Source organism: Pedobacter sp., assembly GCF_035317785.1.
Classification (GTDB): domain Bacteria; phylum Bacteroidota; class Bacteroidia; order Sphingobacteriales; family Sphingobacteriaceae; genus Pedobacter.
Genome location: NZ_DATHGC010000372.1, coordinates 1 through 19,469, shown reverse-complemented (window position 1 = coordinate 19,469; position 19,469 = coordinate 1). Strand labels below are relative to the sequence as shown.

Here is a 19,469-nt window from a genome sequence, read left to right as displayed (position 1 = left end):
TCTATATTGGTCATCGCCTGCATCTGGAAGAGGAATTCATTTCCCGCGCGTTTGGCAGGATCGCCGGTACAGCTTTCCTCGGTACCCAATACGGCATATTTTATACCGACATGATGAAGGATCTTGCAAATATCACGTGTGGTTTTCTGCGCTCTTTCGTCATAACTGCCTGCGCAGCCTACCCAAAATAAGATTTCAGGTTCTTCGCCTCTGGCAATAAGCTGTGCCATTGTCGGCACTTCAAAATTCAGTTTCTCGCTCATTTTTTCTTGTGATTAACTTTCCTCAGCCCAGTTAAACCGGTCCGCCGGAGCATATTTCCATGGCGCTCCATTGTTTTCAATATTGCCCAGCATGGTGTTTATACTGGCGGGCGACTGAGATTCCTCCATTACAGCATATCTTCTCAGTTCTGTGATGATCGCCAGGGGATCTATATTTATCGGACAAGCCTGTGTGCAGGCATTGCAGCTGGTACAGGCCCAGATTTCTTCTCTGCTGATGTGTGTGTCCAGCAGGGACTTCCCGTCGTCAAAACCGGTTCCTGTTTTGTCGATATTCCGACCGACCTGTTCCATTCGGTCTCTCGTATCCATCATGATCTTACGCGGGGAAAGCAGTTTTCCGGTAATATTTGCCGGACAAACCGAAGTGCATCTTCCGCATTCAGTACAGGTGTAGGCATTCATCAGGTTTATCCAGGTCAGGTCATTGACGTCCTTAGCGCCAAACCGACCGGCTTCCGTTTCAGGCGGCGTAAATGAAGGATCCAGCATTGCCTTCACCTCATTTGTTACGCTTGCCATATTTGTGAATTCACCTTTTGGTTCGAGGTTGGAGAAATAAGTATTGGGGAAGGCAAATAAAATATGGAAATGCTTGGAATAAGGCAGGTAATTCAGGAAACAAAAGATACCGATGATATGAAACCACCAGCAGCCGCGTTCAAGCGCAATCAAAGCGCTTTCTGAAGCAGGTAAAAATCCTTGCAGGTATTGACTCACCGGAAATGTACCCGCTGAGATATAATGGCTCGCACCAATTGTCTGAAGTTTAGCATCAGCAGCGTTCATGGTTAGAAAAGCAGTCATCAGCAAGATTTCTGAAATGAGGATCAAATTGGCATCTGATCTGGGCCAGCTGGTCATTTCAACCCCGCTAAACCTTCTAAGTTTAATCAAGTTTCTCCTGATCAGGAATATCGCGCAACCCAGCCATACGCCCAGAGCGAGAAATTCAAATGAACCGATGAGCGCATTGTAAAACAACCCCAAACCACCAAAGATCCTGTGTGTGCCAAAAATGCCATCGATCATGATCTCAAGTACTTCGATGTTGATGATGACAAAACCAGCATATACCACAAGATGGAGCAGGGCAGGTACTGGACGGAAAAACATCTTAGTTTGTCCAAATGCTACTTTGAGCATGGTCATCAATCTTTTCTGCGGCTGGTCAGACCTGTTTTCAGATCTGCCCAAACGGATATTGCGGATGACTTTTCTGAGATTATAGCTAAACAGGACCAGAGCAGCCAGAGTAATTGCTATAAATAAGATTTGTGCTACCATTTTGTATTAAGAATTATAGTATGCTAAGTTAAATAAATACTACAAAACAAATTGCTATGCTTGCATAAAAATGAAATTTTTTAATCTTTTTATAAGCCATTTGGCCCCTGCACTGACATTTGCGGGAGATAACCGGATTGGATGGTGTTCACTATTGATTTAGGTGTAAGTACTTCAAATTGAATTTTTTTTGGCGCATCAATCACATTTTTATAGCCTGAGGGAGACCATAGGTGCAGTTTAGCACCACTTACCAGGTAAGCTTCGTTTTCATGACGCACAAAGACACCATCAGGTAAATTATGCAAATTTTCCCGGTAGGTGATCTTAAGGTGGTCACTGCCGATCCTTTCTTTATGCAGGATGTCATCTATCTCTGAGATTCTGGTTTTTTCATCAAATTGGTATTCGGGATTACCTTTAATCCATAAGGACTTAAATTTTTTAAAATCGCTCCTCCTGCATTCTGCACAGGGCCTGTGGCCGGATGCAAAGGCCGTGGCTTCGTCCATAAAAAACAGTTCGGTATAGCGGCCGGGCGCCATGACCTTTCGGTGCCACCCTTTGAACTGAAGCAGGCAGGTGATCCAGGCTTTCAGTTTAAAAGGTCGTACGATCTGTTTGACAGGGTTGTGGATAACACCCCGGTTTCCCATCCAGGCACCACGTGCCGGGGTTTTGATGATGTTTCCGTTGGGGTCAACCCGGTTTTGCAGCATAAGGTTTTCTTTTTTGTTCGGGCAGGCTATGATAATGGTGGCAAAGATTAAAATTTTAACATTTGATAAACTTAAGTTCATAGTAGAAGCCTAAACTTGCCATTCCCCACGGATAGTATTCACTGCATATGTTCAATTTAATCCTGGTAAATGTACTTATATAATAGGTTATTTGTAATCGGTGTTTCGATTGCATGCTGTTTCAATTGCATATTCCTGGGTGTGAGCTGCTGTTTCAGTGCTAATAAGGATGGCCCTAAAGAACCCCTGTCCTATACAGAAAGACTGGTACTCACCAATCCTGATTCAGCATTCTTACTGGTACAAAAACTCCGGAAAGAATATGCCGGCCGGGGGGATGTGCATGCCCTGGCCATATGTAACCAGCAACTGGGCAAAATCTTTCATTATCAGGGCGCCTACGCCCAGGCACTAACCTTTTACCTCAAGGCAGACAAGGTATTCCGAAGGGAACACGATCGTCTGCTCATTGCCCAAAACCTTAATAATATTGCCCAAACCTATAGTTCTGCTCATCTTAAACAGAAATCCTTACCCATGTTTAAAGAAGCGCTGAAAATTTTCCAGGAACTCAGGAATGATAAGGGAATAGCAAAAACATACAGTCTTCTTGGGAAGTTTTTTGAAAAGAAAGGTACCTATGGCATCAGTTTCGATTATCAGCAGCTCGCACTTCGGCATTATAAAAAAATAAGCGACAGTCTGGGCTTGGCCAAAGTGTATAACGATATTGGTTCTATCCTGGAACGCAAGCGTCAATACAATGACGCGCTGAAATATTTTACTTTGGCACTATCCATCAACAGGTCTTTGGACAATCGGCTGGGTCAGATTGGGAATATCAATAATATTGGCGATTTCTACCGCAAAACAGGGGATTACATTAACGCCCTTTCCGCCACCATGCAGGCCAAAGCGCTTGCAATTGAACTCAAAAGCAAAAGAGAACTCATCAGTGCATGTGACAACCTTGCCCAAACCTATAAGCTGATTGGCAATACCGACAGTGCCTATTATTACAGTGAGACCGCCAGTAAAAATTACCACCAGACCTTTAAGGAAGAAAGCAGCAAGCAAATCAATTTGCTGCAAACCTTTTTTGAAGTTGAAAAAAAGGATAGCGAAATTCAGCAGTTGAAAGTTGATAAAAAGATCACTCTGATCTCCACGGGAGCGGTAGTAGCGATCTGTCTGCTGCTGACCCTACTCGGTTTTACCATTCTGAGTAAACAGCGCATGAAAAGCCGTGATGACAAGATCATTTTTGATGCACAGCAGAGCTTTATGAAGGTCCAGCTAAAAAATAAAATGCTTGAGCAGAATCTGCTCAGTGAGGAGCTGGAATTGAAAAGTAAGGAACTGACCAGCCATACCCTGCACATTATCCAGAAGAACCAGTTACTGGAAGAACTCAAAGGGAAACTGAACACGATCGTTAAAAGTGATAAAAGGGATCAGCGTAAGGAGGTAAAGCAATTGATAGACCTGATCAGTACCAACAGTGATCAGGATAAGAACTGGAATGATTTCAGGGTGGTATTTGAAAAGGTCCACGTTAATTTTTTTGCTGAGCTAAAAAAATATTGTGAGGGACTTACCTCCGCCGATCTGCGTTTGCTAGCCCTGTTAAAGATGAATCTGGACTCTTCAGATATCGCCACTATGATCGGGATTTCCCAGGACAGTTTAAGGACTTCCAAATACCGGCTTCGTCAAAAGCTGCAAATCCCGGAAGGTGAAAATCTGCTGGGCTTCGTGCAGCAATTCTAAATATACCTGATTATAAGCAGAGAGAATTTTATAACGGGAAGTTAACAAAGATTTAATGGCGCTGATTTCCTACGTAACCTGTTGATAATGTGTTTGTTGTTGTGTGATTTTTAAGCTTGTAGCTGTTTTGTTCCGCCGGTTTTTATTGCAGTAGCTGTTTTGTGACGGTCACCGTTTGCGGGGCTGTAAATTCTTGTCAAACTTTGATTCCATATCCGGAAATGCATCTTAAAGCGCTTTAAATGCAGGGCCGGGATATAAGAAACAAACAAGCAAAAAACATCAGCAAATTATTCAGCAGGAATTTAAATTATTCAAACTCAAACAAAAAAATGAAACACTTTTGCGTACTTATATTATCACTGCTTTTACTTCCGGCAGTGCTTTCGGCCCAGGGATTAATCACCGGCCGGGTTGTGGATGAGGGCGGTTCAACTTTGCCTGGCGCGACCGTCAGAATCTTAAGCCTGAACAGGGGCGTGATTACCGATGAGAACGGGGGCTTTAAATTATTAGAGGTACCGGCAGGGAAATATGAGCTCACCGTTGCTTATATCGGTTATGAGACCTTAAAACAAAGTGTGATAATGGCAAAAAAGGCGGTGAACATCGATTTTAAATTAAAATTGTCTACAGGCTCCAAATTATCGGAGGTAGTGGTTTCTGGTCAGATGAGTTCTACACTTAAGGCTTTGAACCAGCAAAAAAACTCTGACCGTATTGTCAATGTAATATCCGCAGATCAAATTGGCCGTTTCCCCGATCCGAACATTGGCGATGCCCTCAAAAGGGTTCCCGGAATTTATGTTCAGCTTGATGAAGGAGAGGCGTCATTAATCAGTATCCGCGGAACAGATCCTTCAAAAAGTACAATTAACATTAATGGAACCAACATTTCTGGTACCGGAGACAACAGATCGGTAAGCATTAGTGCCATACCGGCAGATATGGTGCAAACAGTGGAGGTTACTAAAGCCATTACACCAGATATGGACGGCGATGCCATAGGAGGAGTCGTGAACTTAATTACAAGAAAGGCACCTTATAAGAAGTTGCTCTCTTTTACACTTGGTTCCGGTTACAGCGAAATTGTACATAAACCCACCTATAATGGAAACTTTGTTTTCGGAAATCGCTACCTGAAAGATAAAAGACTTGGTGTTATGGCTTCAGCCTCTTATTATCGCCAGTTCTTAGGTTCCTCCTCACATGGCAGTGCCTGGGAAGATGTTAGCTGGGTGGACAAACAGATTTACTTTATGCCGCAGTACCTGAACATGGTACAGAACAAACTGGAACGGATCCGTCAGAGTTATACTGTTGGCCTGGATTATAAAATAGACCTTAAAAACACGATAACATTCACAGGTATTTACAACAATTATAAAGACTGGAGAGAGATATCTACCCTAAAAGTGGATGATATCGGTAACGGTTATCCAAAGAACTGGGAAAGAGCTCCGGAATGGGAAGGTGCTAAGAAAAAAATAACAGATGCCAACAGGGATTTTATTGATGATGTGGCCAAAGTGCCTTACTTGAATTTGGATAACGATCATAATAACCCTAAGTACCAGCCAGAATTAGAAAGGCATATCGAAGGAGGGGTAAACGATAGGAATGCCGCTATGATTGAACAAAAGATCATGAATTTCGGGATGGAAGGCGAACATGTTCTGGGTAAGGTAAAACTGAACTGGAAAGGTTCTTACATGAAGAATGTCCAAAATACACCAAACAGAAGGGAACTGGAGCTGGAAAGCGAAAATGAGAAATCCGTTCAAATGGATTACCTCAATTCAAGATTTGTGAAAGCAGATAAAGGATTTGAGATTGAAAATATACTTGGCAGCTTAGCTAACAGACCTTCTTTTCATGCGGACTCTGTTGATACCTGGTATATGGACGCGCTTACGGGTACCGATGCCCGCGCTACAACGCAGCAATACCTTGCTCAACTGGACCTTACCGTTCCAATTGCAACCGGAAAATTTGCCAATTCACTAAAATTTGGTGGTAAATACCGAGGCATGAGCAAGGACAATGAGACCCTGTCTAAATTAACCTGGTTACCTAGCATAGATCCTTCAAAAAAAGCAGAGTATGATGCAAAAGTCGCTGCCGGACAACCCGTGAGACTTGGAGATTATATTGGATGGTCTCCTTTCTGGAATAGCTTTGGCAATAACCTGTCAAACATGAGCAATGGCCTTTATGTTAGAAATGCGGATTATAACGTAGGAAACGCGGGTAGCTCAGCATGGTTATCAAACCTCAATACCAGTAATTTCGGTGATACAAAAGATTATATTGTAGAAGAAGTAAAGCAGGATGTGCTGGCAAGTAATTACAATGGTGATGAAGGCATTGCTGCTGCATACCTGATGAGTACCCAGAATTTCGGTGATCAGCTATCCGTTATTCTTGGCGGCAGGATTGAGAAAAGCATGGTTAAATACTCGGGATACAACTTTAGTGAAGATCTGGACTTTAGTCCTTCTAAAACAATCACTAAAAAAGACTTTTTAAATTTCATGCCTGCATTCCTTGTTAAATTTACCCCTACTAAAAATTCGGTGTTCAGGTTTGCATATACCAAAACCATATCACGTCCAAATTACAGGGATATCTCTCCTTACAGAAGAGTCAATATAGAAGATCAGGAAATGAGCGAGGGCAATCCTGAAGTTAAACCTGCCTTATCGAATAACCTCGACCTGTTGGGAGAGCTTTATACCGGCAACACAGGCCTGATCTCGGCCGGTGTTTATTTTAAAAACATTACAAAGTACCGCATAGATGTAAGGGACAACGTAAGATTTGAAGATGTAAAAGGAGCTATCCAAACACCGCAGTCGTTGCTTGATCAGGGAGCAGATCCGCTTTCTATCATAGATTATAAAGATAATTATGAAAAGCTTGCTGCTGAAAATGGCATCATTGAAAGGACAAAACCTGGGAATGGTGGTGTAGCAAATTTGGTAGGACTGGAGCTTGCATTTCAGCGGAACCTGGACTTCCTGCCAAAGCCCTTCAGCAATTTCAGCGTGTACAGCAATTACACCCATAACTTCATTTTTGTAAAAAAAGACCAGCCTAAATTGCAGGGAACAGCAAAGGATATTGCAAACGTGTCACTCGCTTATGAGGTGAAAAGATTTAATGCACGGATATCATACAACCATACTTCTGCATTCATCACTACGATAGGAAGTACAGTGAAGAATGACATCTACTATGACCGCGTGAACTACCTTGATGCCAACCTGAACTTTTTCTTAACACCCAAACTGGTCATCTACGCATCAGGAAACAACTTACTAAACCAGGCACAAAGGAGATATCAGTACCAAAGTGACTACACCTATTCTGCACTCTATACAGGTGCTACGGCTACTTTGGGGTTGAAAATGAATTTGTATTAGCAAAATGAACCGGAAAGCAATCCTATTTTTCTTTATACCTGCAGCCCTCGTTACACTGTTCTCTGCCGCTACCTTCAACAGAAAGGATATCGGTTCAGAAAATGCGACAGCTATTTTTGGCAAAGACGCCCTTTCACTAAGTTTATCACTGGGGGATCTGTGTCTGGCCATTGATGCGCTTAATGAAGATTCGGTAAGCCTGAAAAAGGCAAAAGAATCTTTGGCCAACTGCAGGATTAAATTTAAAAGGATTGCTTTTTTTACTTCGTATTTCTTTCCCAGCGAAACCATGATGTACAATGCTGCGCCGAAATACGAGGTGGAGGAACCTGAACTGGAACTCGTTGAGCCTATGGGTTTCCAGCAAATTGAAGCTTTACTGTTTGAAGATAACTTCATGGCCCATAAAGAGGAGCTGTTGATTCAGACAAAAGCATTATATAGTTCGGTCAAAGACCTGAAAAATCTATTGTACCAGTTTAAAGCAGACGACCGTCAGATACTGGAAAGTATTCGTCTTGAGCTGATCAGGATGTTCACTCTTTATATCAGTGGTTATGACGCACCATCGCTGAAGACAGGCATCAGGGAAACACTGACTGCGAGTAAAGCAATCCGGATTGTATTGCAGCCTTATTTTAAGCGCAATCCAACCGGAAGCAAAGCGTTGGCAGAAAAATTGGACGGTGCCATAAAGTACCTTGGTCTTCACCCCGATTTTGATACTTTTAACAGGATGGCGTACCTTGTCGGGTATTCAATTCCATTGCAGCAAAAGCTTGGGGTTTTCATAAAACAGTCAGGCCTGGAACTCAATACGTCCGCATACCTCAATTATAACGTTTCCAGCCTATTCAGCAAAGGCTTTTTGAAAAGCTGGGATTCCATACCGGAAATTGAAAAAGCCGGATTAGTTATAAAAGGCAAAAAACTATTTTTCGATACCTCACTTTCGGGAAATATGAAAGTAAGTTGTGCGACTTGTCATCAGCCTGAACATTACTTCACTGACGGAAAGATAAGAAGCCCCTCATTAATTGCAGATACCATTTTAAGAAGAAACACCCCGGGCCTTCTATATGCAGGTTTCCAGCATTCACAATTCTGGGACGGCCGTGCCAAAAATCTGGTCCAGCAGATAAAGACCGTGGTCTTTAATCCATTGGAAATGGGAGGCAGCCAGAACCTGCCCCATAAAAAAATAGACAGTGCGGCCCTGGCTATTGCTGCCTATGTTGCCAGTTTGAACCCGTTAAATTCTCCGTTCGACAGCTATCTGCAGGGAAACAGAAGTGCCATGACAAAAGACCAGATCAAGGGCTTTAACCTTTTTATGGGAAAAGCTCAATGCGGCACCTGTCATTTTGCACCCTATTTCAATTCACTTGTACCGCCATTTTATGACATTTCGGAGGTAGAAATACTTGGAACAACTAAAGATGACAATTTTAAAAAGCCTGAATATGATCAGGATATGGGCCGTTTTGATCTGTATAAGATCCGTTATTACCGAAGGGCTTTTAAGACCCCCACCATAAGAAATGCGCAAAAGACGGCACCATACATGCACAACGGTACATTCAAGACCCTTGAAAGTGTGCTTGATTTTTACAATAAAGGAGGTGGAAACGGGCTCGGGCTTGTCATAGAAGATCAGACCCTGCCATCAAAACCTCTTAACCTTTCCAAAAATGAATGCAATCAGATCATCCAATTTATCAATTCGTTAACAGACAACAAAAACACATTTATTCATCATTAATCAAACACATGAAATCATTTAAATTATTATTATTGAGCCTGCTGTCATTTCCTGTTTTGGCTTTTTCACAGGTCAGCCAGGGAACTGAGCCTGCTGTAAAAGCGGCCCCAAAAGCCTATCAAAGTGAACTGATCAGAGGCCCCTACCTCCAAATTGCAACTCCAACCTCTATGACGATCCGGTGGAGGACTAATGTCTACGACAGAAGCAATGTCCGCTATGGCCTGACTCCAGGTAACCTCGATAAGCAGGCAACAGATTCAACTCTTGTTTCAGAGCATATCGTAACCCTTAAGGATCTGAAACCACTAACCAAGTACTACTATTCAATAGGAAACTACAAATATCCGCTTCAGGGAGATGAGAATAATTATTTCTATACCCTGCCTGAAAAAGGAAGCGAAACGCTGATCAGGGTTGCCGGATTTGGTGATTGCGGCAACAATTCGCTCAATCAGCGGAAGGTAAGGGATGCCATTGTAAATTATCTTGGCAAGGACTATCTGAACGCATGGATCTTGATGGGCGATAATGCTTATTCTGATGGAACTGATGCAGAGTTTCAGGCTAAATTTTTCAATAACTACCAGGGTACATTGTTAAATAAGTATCCGCTGTTCCCTTCTCCCGGAAACCACGATTACCATGATTTTCAGTCGGCAGCGGTAACTGATCAGTTTAAAATTGCCTACTTCCAGAATTTCTCTGTTCCAACTAAAGGAGAAGCTGGTGGTATTCCTTCAAATACAAAATCATATTATTCGTATGATATAGGAAATACGCATTTCCTTGCCCTTGATTCTTATGGACCGGACACCAAAGGTAAATTCATGTATGACCAGATGGGTGAGCAGGCAGACTGGGTTAAAAAAGACCTTGCAGCAAACAAGAGTAAGTGGATTGTAGCTTACTGGCACCACCCCCCTTATACGATGGGGTCCCATAATTCAGATACCGAAGGCCTGCTGGTTAAGATCAGGGAGAACTTCATCAAGACTTTAGAAGATAATGGTGTAGACCTGATCCTTTGCGGGCACAGTCATGTTTACGAACGTTCAAGGCTAATGAAAGGTTATTATGGCAAGGAAGCTGATTTTGATGCTGCCAAATATAACCTCAGTTCTTCAAGCGCGCTTTATGACGGGAGTAAAAACTCAGCACCCTATTTAAAAAGCAACCAAAATACTAATGGTACGGTATACGTAGTTAGTGGTTCGGCAGGTGCACAGGGCGGCCACAAAGAAACCTGGCCCCACAACGCCATGTATTATTCAAATAATGAAGTCGGTGGAGCTGTTGTGCTCGAGATCAAGGGAAGTCAGTTAGATCTGAAGTGGGTTGGTTCTGATGGTCAGGTTAAAGATCACTTTACCATGATGAAAGACGTGACAGGCACACAGGAAAAAATATTGAAACAGGATAAAAAGATAAATTAAGCAACAATACCCGGTAAACAAGATGAAGCATATAGCCCGAAGAAAATTCCTTTCCAGTGCCATTAAAGTTGGTGCATTATTGCCTGTGTTTAATGCCCCTGTCACTTTGCTGGCCGGTCAGGCACATGAAAACATATTAGATGCAGATTTGCCCGGCGAATACATTCCAACAGCACTTCCGGATAGGATCATTCTTACTGTAACAGAAAAACCAGCCACCAGTATCACCATCAACTGGAGAACTTCGGATACCACTAAAGATAGTATGGTTGAATATCTTCCTGCTGATGCCCATCCAAAATTTACCAGCGCGGTAAATCAGTTAAAAGCCCTTTCGCGGGCTTTTAACTTTGAAAAAATCAGCGCGATTAATCACAGGGTCAGTATTAATGACCTTAAGCCTGCTACCCAGTATATGTACCGGGTAGGCAATACAGATAACTGGAGTGAATGGATGCAATTCCGCACTGCAGACAATACATTGAAAAAACCGAAACTGTCATTTATTTATTTTGGGGATGCCCAGCAAGGGATTAAACCCCTGTGGAGCAGGGTCATCAGGAAAGCGTACGCCGCCATGCCGGATGCACAGCTGATATTGCATGCCGGGGATCTGGTTAATGTGGCAAATAAAGATCAGGACTGGGGAGAATGGTTTGCTGCCGGTGAGTTTATACACGGTACCATTCCTTCTGTAATGACCCCTGGAAATCATGAATACACACATGAAGATGGCAAGTCTCACCTGTCGGTTTACTGGAAGCAACAATTTTTATTGCCTCAAAACGGTCCGGCTGATGAACTGCTGGAAAACAGTAGTTATTATACAGACATACAGGGAGTAAGAATTATCTCCCTGAATACACAGATGATAGAAGAAGCTCCAGCTGAGGCATGCATTACCAGGCAAAGGGAATGGCTGGAAGCGCTGCTTAAAAGTAACCCTCAGAAATGGACCTGCGTTGTGATGCACCACCCGGTTTACTCCACTAAAAAAGGCAGAGACAATAAAAAAACAAGAACACATTTAAAGCCGCTTTTTGATAAATACGGTGTAGATCTGGTCTTACAGGGCCATGACCATGCCTATGCACGCGGGATGCATAAGATCGCTTTGACAGGTGGCGGACCAGGTGATCGTTCAGGGACCATGTATGTCGTTTCTGTAAGCGGGTCCAAGATGTATGAGACTGAGCCGCAGTCATGGGCCGATACCATTTCAAGTCATTTGCAGATCTATCATTTGATCGACATTGATGATCAGGTCTTATCTTTTAAAGCATACCTGGCCACTGGTGAGTTGTTGGATGCCTTTGATCTGATTAAACAAAAGGGAAAACCTAATAAACTGGCAAATAGGCATGGTTCCCTGTGAAATAGTGCTGACTGATGAAAAATTATTTTCTGTTCATGTGTCTAATTTTCTGTTACGTGACAGCAAATTTCCAGCAACTGGTCAACTCCTGAGCAGACGTTCTGGAGCACAGGCTGAAAAACAGCAGGAACGATAAGGACAGCGCAAATGTAATGATGGAGCTCTGCAACCACTGGGTCTATACTGATTCCTCTAAGTTGATCAAAGTAGTTTAAATAATTTCTATGTTTTGCCAGATGACGAACTGATTGATGGCGATCAAAAATAGGTAGACAAACCAAACTGGATTGCAGCGGCTCTTTCGGGCGGGTTGCCCAGCAGATCCTTTTGCCATTGTGACCTGTAGCTAGCCCTGATCACAGTTTGTGGACGTGGCCTGAAACTAATACCTGGCATAACGCTCCAAAGTTCATCAGCAATGTTTCCGCCGGTCTCTTTAAATTTCCCAACATTCCAGTCTACATATTCCAGTCGGCAGGCCAGGCTCAGTGTGGCATCCTTCCAGTTCAGGATCGTGCGTTTCAGGATTGGCTGAACTATATCTGCGTATCCTCCTTGTTGTTTACTGCCAAACTGCTGTGAATAAGTTGCGGGCACATTTACATTCACCCATGCCCACTCCCCGGTAATAAAGGTATTGAGCTTTGGCAATGTGGTGTTAAAGTCTATCGCAAAGACATCCAGACGTCTTTTGTCATCAATCACGATTCCATCATCCTGCCACTTGTTGTATACTCCGCCCATATAAGAAAGACCGATCTCACCTATTTTATTATTCCTGACCGCAAGCTTCCCGGTGATCAGCGGTTCACCGCTGGCCATTTCTTCAAACCTTTCTGCATTCGCCTTAGCCGCAGGCAAAAAAGTCCTGTTCTCTCCATTGGCAATAATGGAATTGTCAAACCCGCTGGAGGCATAAAGTTCATAGCCAAACATCCAGTCGGTCGTATATTGCTTGCCGTAAATTCCAAACCCTGCGTTGCTCCAGGTAGCGGGCAGCATCTGGGTCATGGCAATGGGGCGGTCTGTAAACTCCCATTTGGGACCATCATGGTTCTGGTTAAAAGCACCTATCGGATTGACGATCATCCCGCCCCTTAAATTGAGCAAAGGATGCAGTTCAATGTCCAGTGCGGCAAATTCAATGGCAATTTCTTTTTCTGCCGGTTCAAACTCTATTTCAGATAAAAATTTAATGCGTTTGCTGATGGTAGATGCGACAAACAGGGTGAGCCGCCTGAACTGGAACTGCTGTCCGTCTGATACTCCGCCACTGCCTTGGTATTGCCAGTTGGCCTCCATATAGCCGCCAAGGGAAACAGGCAGCTTGCCGACAGCAACAAAGGGACGCTCATATATTGCATCCATATTCAGTGTTTGTTTGGCGGTATCCAGGGCCGGGTTCCTTAAAAGCTTAGGATCAATCTGAGCCTGGGCTGCAAGAGAAAGCAATAGCGTAAAGCTTAATATAGTAACTAATTTCTTCATACGGCTTTGAGCGAGATTTTTAGATGGTCTTTAGTTACAGTTATTGGAAAACTGCGCAAGTTGGCTTCGGCAGGGCCATGCTGCATGATGCCTTTATTGCTGAATTCGCTGCCATGAGCGGGGCACTGCAGCTTGTCGCCAAACACCTGCACTTCAGCGCCCATATGTGTGCATTCCATCCACAGGGCGGAGTAGTTCTGCTCGTCGAAACGAAACACGCAGATTGGAAATCTCAACCGGTCATTGTCTACGATGATGTATTTTTTGAACTGGTTTTTTCCGGAGGTCTTCATCTTGAAGTCGCTGACCGAAACCAGTAAATCGCTTTCGGCGATCTCGCCGGTCAATGTCTGCTGCATTGTAGCGCAGCTTTGCAACAGCGTGGAGATTCCGATCCCGCCCAGACAGGCAAAGCCGCAGGTTTTTATAAAGTCTTTTCTTTCCATGATTATAGCGAGTGGAGGAATTTGAGCATTGCATTTTTTTCAACATCAGAAAGTTCCATAAACTTGTTTCTGGAACCGGCGGCTTCACCACCATGTAGCTTTATAGCCTCTTCAATGCTCTTGGCACGCCCGTCATGCAGCAAATGGTATTGACCTCCCTGAGAACTGGTAGAAAGACCCAGGCCCCAAAGCGGCGGAGTTCTCCATTCAAAAGTTTTTGCAGAACCCTCGGTATAGCCGTCATCCAGTCCAGGTCCCATATCGTGCAGCAATAAGTCGGTATACGGATGATACTCAGCATTGGACAATGCACTGATTGCCGAGCTGCCTGTTTTTAAAGTGGGTTTGTGACAGCCAGAGCAATTGATCTGATTAAAGATCAGACTACCTTTTTGTACCTCGGGGTCATTCTGGCTGCGCTGAATGGGTGCCTTTAAAGTTTGCAAATAAAAGACCACATCATTTACGGTCTGGGTTGCAATCTCAGGATCTATGGTTAAATGGGTGTATACGTCGACCGGGTCGTATGCGGAGACGATACCTATATCCTGGTTATAGGCGTTGACGGTTTGATGAAGCAGGCTGTAGGCGGCTGCTTTTTTGCCAAAACGATGTATGTATTTGCCGTTTTTTGGGATGGAGTGATTAAATGGCACTACGTATGCCGGTAAGCTGCCATAGTTTGGTACCCCAGAAATGCCATCGTTATCCTGGTCATTAGGATCGGCCATGGCCAGGATGTCCGCATCAGAAACGAGTTCAAGGAAACCGAGACCCGTATTTGCCGGCGGCGTAAATTTTGAAAAGGTAGCCCCATGCGGAATTTGCTCGGGTTGGTATCCGGGGATTGCCCTGTTCTGCAATTGAGGTCCGCCACGATCCAGAAATTTGTTGCCGCTCTCGTCGGTCTGCCCAAAACGTGTCAGGGTAGTAAAAGGATGTCCTTTGCCATCACCGGCATGGCAGCTGCCACAGCTTGTGGCTACAAATACCGAACCCAGCCCTTTTTCAGGAGTGAAAACTTCATCATTAAACGCCACATCTCCTGCCAGGAACCGTTTGCTCTGTTCATAATTGAGCCCGCTGACCGGGCCATCCAGCAGTTCGTCTTCTGGAGCTGCTGCAGGCACAATCTTCTCACAGGCCGCCATGAGTGCAGCAAAGCCCATAATCAAACCCAAAATAAAAAGTATACGTAATGACATGTTGTTTTAATTTATACAAACCTAAACATAAATAAATACAAACAAAACAATAAAGTTAGATTAATCTAATAATATTTGTTTTGCAGTGTAATATTTATTCGCGGTCATTTTTTTGCTTGAGGTTAGTGACTACGGCAGACATGCTGATATTGAAGCGAATAAAAAGAGAATTAAGGTTATTGGGCAGCGTCCCTGTGCTTTTTTCGGAGTGTAACATCGAACCGTCAGAGTCAACGATTTAGGATTATCTGTTATTCTGATTAACAAAAAATTAAAGGCAAAAAAAACGGGAAGATCTTGATTTTTCAAGTCTTCCCGCTTCAGTGGTATGGGCCGGGATCGAACCGGCGACACATGGATTTTCAGTCCATTGCTCTACCGACTGAGCTACCGTACCTACTTCCCGTTTGGGATTGCAAATGTAGTGTCTTTTTTTGAATGACAAAATCTTTTTTCAAATTAAATGCTAACCCCCTGATTTGACGCGTCTTTTTTCCGCATCCGAACTTCCGGACCGTTCACGGGCAGCCTTAATTTCGCTGCTTCCAAAGCGATAGGTACAGGTTAACCTGAAAACCTGGCTTTCCCACCTTTCCCTGATCACATAGTTTTGTGAGGGCAGCGTACTGGTAATCCTGCTTTTTTGAAATTTAAAAACATCATTAGCCGCAAGTTTAATGTTCATTTGCTTATTCATAAAAGATTTGCTCAGACCCAGATCAACACTATATTGGGGATCTATCAGTAAAGTTCCCCATACCTGCCTGGTCTGGTACCATCCGGAAACCTCCGCGTTTGTAGAAGAATTAATGGTGATGGTTTGCTGTGTGTTTATATTCAGGGCAATCCGGCCGCTTTCATAGGGCATACCCAATAAATTAGGGGTCTTGAATTTATTGTAATATCCGGAAAGGTTATTGGTGCTGCTCCACCATTTGGCAAACTGAACCGGGTAGCTGACGTTCAGGTTATAAGAATCCTGTGTCGCCAGGTTCTGATTAGATATAAATATGGTTTTTGTTGCAGTATCGGTCAGCAGCACATCAGACATGACATCTTTAGTATGGCTATGACCGAGTGTTACGTTCAGGTTCTTTTTGAAAGAATAAGAAAGCTCAAAGGAATTGGTGTATTGTGGTTTCAGAAAAGGGTTTCCAAATCTGTATGAGTACAGATCAAGAAAATCAATAAATGGATTTAAAGACCCATAGTCCGGGCGATCGATCCTTCTGCTATATGAAAATCCCATTTCATGATTTTTTGACAGTTCCTGATTGATAAATACACTTGGAAACAGGTTAAGATAATGTCTGTTCACAATTTTGTTTTCGGTGATCGAATTGCCTTTTGAGTTGGTTTGCTCTGCTCTTAATCCCAGCTGCACAGTTGTGCTTTTAAATTTCCGGTTTATATTTGCGTGCGCCGCATTGATATTTTCATCATATAGGAATTGATTGCTTCGTCTGATGTCGTTCACCCAATTTCCGTTTTCAAAATTCTCAAATCTAAAATTGTTGTCCGTTTTCACAAAGCTGGTCTTTAAACCCAGTTCCAGCTTCATTTGTTTATTGAGGGGGTAGGTGTAATCTGATTTTGCCGCCCATATTTTGGTGGTTGTGGGCGTTTCATTCCTGAACAGATAATCCTTTATCGGCTGCGCCCGAGCATCTAAGTATCTGTTATTGAAATTTGTCTTATCATGTCCCATGTACTTAGAATAATCAGCGTCCACGCTAATTTCCTGACCCATTGTATCAAGAGTTCCCTTGTAACTAAGATTGTACGTGATGCCTGTATATTTAAAAGAATTCGGATTGCTTGCTACCACAGATGAGTCCGTTTTGCCTGGCCTGTCACCAATTAGCGTTAACACATCCGCTGCGTTATCCCCGTTGCTGTTGTAACCATTAACTGCAAATCCGATGGTGTTGTTGTCGTTAATGAAATAATCGACGCCGCCCTTATAATTGCTGTTATTCCGCATCCTCACACTCAGGCTGGTCTGGTCAAAATAGGTTTTGTCATTCGCGGTGTTATTCACCCTCATGATATCTGTTCCGCCAAATCTTTTATTACGGCCATAGTCAAAATTGCCAAATATATTGAACTTCTTTTCACGGTGGTTCAGCGTGAGCCCGCCATTTGCCTTGTAGTACTTTCCATAGCCGGCGCCGGCCAGCACAGATCCATTGGTGCCGAAGTTGCGGTTCTTTTTTAGTTTGATGTTAATGATGCCGGAATTGCCCGCCGCATCATATTTGGCAGAGGGATTGGTGATGAGTTCAATAGACTGTATCGCATTACCCTCGGTGGAACGGAGCAGGTTGGCAAGCTGTTCTGCCGATAAGTAAGTAGGCCTACCATCCAGCATAACAGTTACCCCCTGTTTGCCCCTCAGGCTGATCTTTCCATCCTTATCGACAGTTACTCCCGGTGCCTTTGCCAGGATTTCCAGCGCAGAATTCCCTGCGGCTAAAGCACTGTTCTCCACATTGATTACTGTTTTGTCGATCTGCCTTTCTATCAGTGGTTTTTGCTTAACTATGTCCACTCCTTTTAGCATTTGTGCATCAGTTGCCAGCTGAACCCGATCCAAAATATGTTTTTTATTGGATGATGTAATGACAACAGGGCCTTTAAAAGCTTTTTTATAACCAACCACATAAATTGAGATCAGGTAATTTCCAGGTTTTACTTCTTTAAACTGAAAATTTCCGTTATCACCGGTTAATGTTCCTCTTACCACGGTAGAGTCTTTGCTGTTCAGCAGGCTTACGGTAGCATATGGAAATTCCTTTTGGGCTTCATCCAATACTTTTCCTGAAATTTCCCCGTCATCATTGATCGGAGACTGGGCATAAGACCTGGTAAGTACAAACAGGAAAACTAAAAAAGCAGTCAGGGAATATATTTTGATTTTCATAGGGCATAGTTTTCTACATACGCCTTTCAGCATATCCTTAAGCATATGTAAATTGTTGTGGTATTTTTAGGTTATCTTTTTATAAGATGAACCAAAGCGGCAAAAGGTTACAGGAAAATCCAAAAAAAAAGCAGGACCGGTCAAGATCCTGCTTTTTACGCCGGTTTAATAATGTTAAAACTTATAAGAAGTAAACTTATTCCATTATAGGACATACCTTATTGATACCTTACCATCATGACCCTTACTCAACCCTTGCATGATCCTTGGAAGGTCCCCGTGGCGGACCAACGCTCTAGAAGAGATGCCCTGAGATCTGGCAGGAGATCGCAGAAATATAGCATCAGACAGGCATCAGGAAGGAAACAATATTACAGCAAGCCAGGAAGATTTTGCCTGAATTAATTGCTGATCTTAAACGAACAGATTTAAAAGTAAGACGCCCAGCAGACCCACTACCGCCACAATGGTCTCCATAATGGACCACGATAAGATGGTTTGTTTCATCGTCAGGTTGAAATATTCTTTGAACATCCAGAATCCAGGGTCATTTACATGGGAAAACATCAAACTGCCGGCACCAATGGAGAGCACCATCAGATTTGGATTGGTATGCGCTTGCAGCATTACGGGTGCAATGATCCCCGCTGCGGTAAGTCCTGCAACTGTAGCTGAACCGACGCTTATGCGGATCAGGGCTGCTATGAGCCACCCAAGCACCAGAGGCTCAAAATGAAGATCATTTAACGCATTGGCGATCTGATTGCTAACCCCACTGTCGGCCATTACCTGTTTCAATGCTCCTGAGCCAGCAATGATGAGCAGGATCATGGCAATATCTTTGACTGCGGAAACATAAATAACCATGATTTCTTTCATGCTTTTTCCCATCCTCAATCCCAGAGTATAGGTCGTCACAATAAGTGTAATGAGCATCACAATTGTGGGCTCAGATACAAAGCTGAGTATGCTTTTGAAATGTTCATCCGGTTTCGATAATCCATAAATGGCGGCACCTCCAAGCAGGATCACCGGCAGGAGTGCAGAGAGCAGGCTATTGGCAGCGCCGGGGAGTTTGTCTTCGGGCAGATCCTCTGATATAAACGCCTTGAGCGGAACAGATACCATGTTCTTTAAAGTTCTCGAATAGACAGGGCCCGCCAGTACAATAGCCGGAATGGCCAGTGTAATTCCATAGAGGAGGGTCAGTCCCATATTGGCATTAAACTGAAGTACCAGCGCAGCAGGTGAGGGATGCGGCGGTAAAAAGCCGTGAGTTACAGACAGTGCAGCCAGCATGGGCAGCCCTATGTAGACAGCCGGCAGTT

At 43.5% G+C, this 19,469-nt stretch carries 13 protein-coding genes and 1 tRNA gene; 5 read left to right on the top strand and 9 right to left on the bottom strand.

Going from position 1 to position 19,469, the window contains the following annotated elements; all coding sequences use genetic code 11:
• The 3 genes from VK541_RS23270 to VK541_RS23260 form a co-directional block, all read right to left on the bottom strand.
• The coding region (locus tag VK541_RS23270) for a heterodisulfide reductase-related iron-sulfur binding cluster (protein ID WP_324372977.1) at positions 1 to 263 on the bottom strand (263 nt) is incomplete at its 3' end.
• Positions 264 to 275: 12 nt separating this feature from the next.
• Positions 276 to 1,571: a 4Fe-4S dicluster domain-containing protein gene (locus VK541_RS23265; protein WP_324372976.1), complete on the bottom strand. Its 1,296-nt coding sequence runs from the start codon at positions 1,569 to 1,571 to the stop codon at positions 276 to 278.
• An 89-nt stretch (positions 1,572 to 1,660) separates the two neighbouring features.
• Positions 1,661 to 2,290 (bottom strand): hypothetical protein, encoded by a 630-nt coding sequence (locus VK541_RS23260; protein WP_324372975.1) that lies wholly within the window; start codon positions 2,288 to 2,290, stop codon positions 1,661 to 1,663.
• A gap of 150 nt (positions 2,291 to 2,440) precedes the next feature.
• Between VK541_RS23260 and VK541_RS23255 the strand changes: the two genes are divergently transcribed.
• The 5 genes from VK541_RS23255 (at position 2,441) to VK541_RS23235 (ending at position 12,079) form a co-directional block, all read left to right on the top strand.
• Positions 2,441 to 4,081 carry a tetratricopeptide repeat protein gene (locus VK541_RS23255; protein ID WP_324372974.1) on the top strand — a complete coding sequence of 547 codons (1,641 nt, stop codon included), beginning with the start codon at positions 2,441 to 2,443 and terminating at the stop codon, positions 4,079 to 4,081.
• Between the two features lie 332 nt (positions 4,082 to 4,413).
• Positions 4,414 to 7,506 carry a TonB-dependent receptor gene (locus tag VK541_RS23250; RefSeq protein ID WP_324372973.1) on the top strand — a complete coding sequence of 1,031 codons (3,093 nt, stop codon included), beginning with the start codon at positions 4,414 to 4,416 and terminating at the stop codon, positions 7,504 to 7,506.
• A gap of 4 nt (positions 7,507 to 7,510) precedes the next feature.
• A complete protein-coding gene (locus VK541_RS23245; protein WP_324372972.1) occupies positions 7,511 to 9,268 on the top strand; it encodes a cytochrome-c peroxidase in 1,758 nt (585 codons plus the stop codon).
• An 8-nt stretch (positions 9,269 to 9,276) separates the two neighbouring features.
• On the top strand, positions 9,277 to 10,704 hold the full coding sequence (locus VK541_RS23240; protein WP_324372970.1) for a metallophosphoesterase family protein: 1,428 nt from the start codon (positions 9,277 to 9,279) through the stop codon (positions 10,702 to 10,704).
• Positions 10,705 to 10,726: 22 nt separating this feature from the next.
• Complete coding sequence (locus VK541_RS23235; protein WP_324372969.1) at positions 10,727 to 12,079, top strand: metallophosphoesterase family protein; 1,353 nt, start codon at positions 10,727 to 10,729, stop codon at positions 12,077 to 12,079.
• A 258-nt stretch (positions 12,080 to 12,337) separates the two neighbouring features.
• Here VK541_RS23235 and VK541_RS23230 read toward each other — a convergent pair whose 3' ends face one another.
• From VK541_RS23230 to VK541_RS23205, 6 genes are all read right to left on the bottom strand, one after another.
• Entirely contained in the window at positions 12,338 to 13,567 is a 1,230-nt protein-coding gene (locus VK541_RS23230; protein WP_324372968.1) for a hypothetical protein, read from the bottom strand.
• Positions 13,564 to 14,013 (bottom strand): Rieske (2Fe-2S) protein, encoded by a 450-nt coding sequence (locus tag VK541_RS23225; protein WP_324372967.1) that lies wholly within the window; start codon positions 14,011 to 14,013, stop codon positions 13,564 to 13,566. The genes VK541_RS23230 and VK541_RS23225 overlap by 4 nt, the downstream gene beginning before the upstream one ends.
• A 2-nt stretch (positions 14,014 to 14,015) precedes the next feature.
• A complete protein-coding gene (locus tag VK541_RS23220; protein WP_324372966.1) occupies positions 14,016 to 15,218 on the bottom strand; it encodes a di-heme oxidoredictase family protein in 1,203 nt (400 codons plus the stop codon).
• Between the two features lie 324 nt (positions 15,219 to 15,542).
• A tRNA-Phe gene (locus VK541_RS23215) sits at positions 15,543 to 15,615 on the bottom strand.
• 69 nt (positions 15,616 to 15,684) lie between these two features.
• A complete protein-coding gene (locus VK541_RS23210; protein WP_324372964.1) occupies positions 15,685 to 18,141 on the bottom strand; it encodes an outer membrane beta-barrel protein in 2,457 nt (818 codons plus the stop codon).
• Positions 18,142 to 18,555: 414 nt separating this feature from the next.
• Positions 18,556 to 19,469: gluconate:H+ symporter (locus VK541_RS23205; RefSeq protein WP_324372963.1), on the bottom strand; the 914-nt coding region annotated here is incomplete at its 5' end.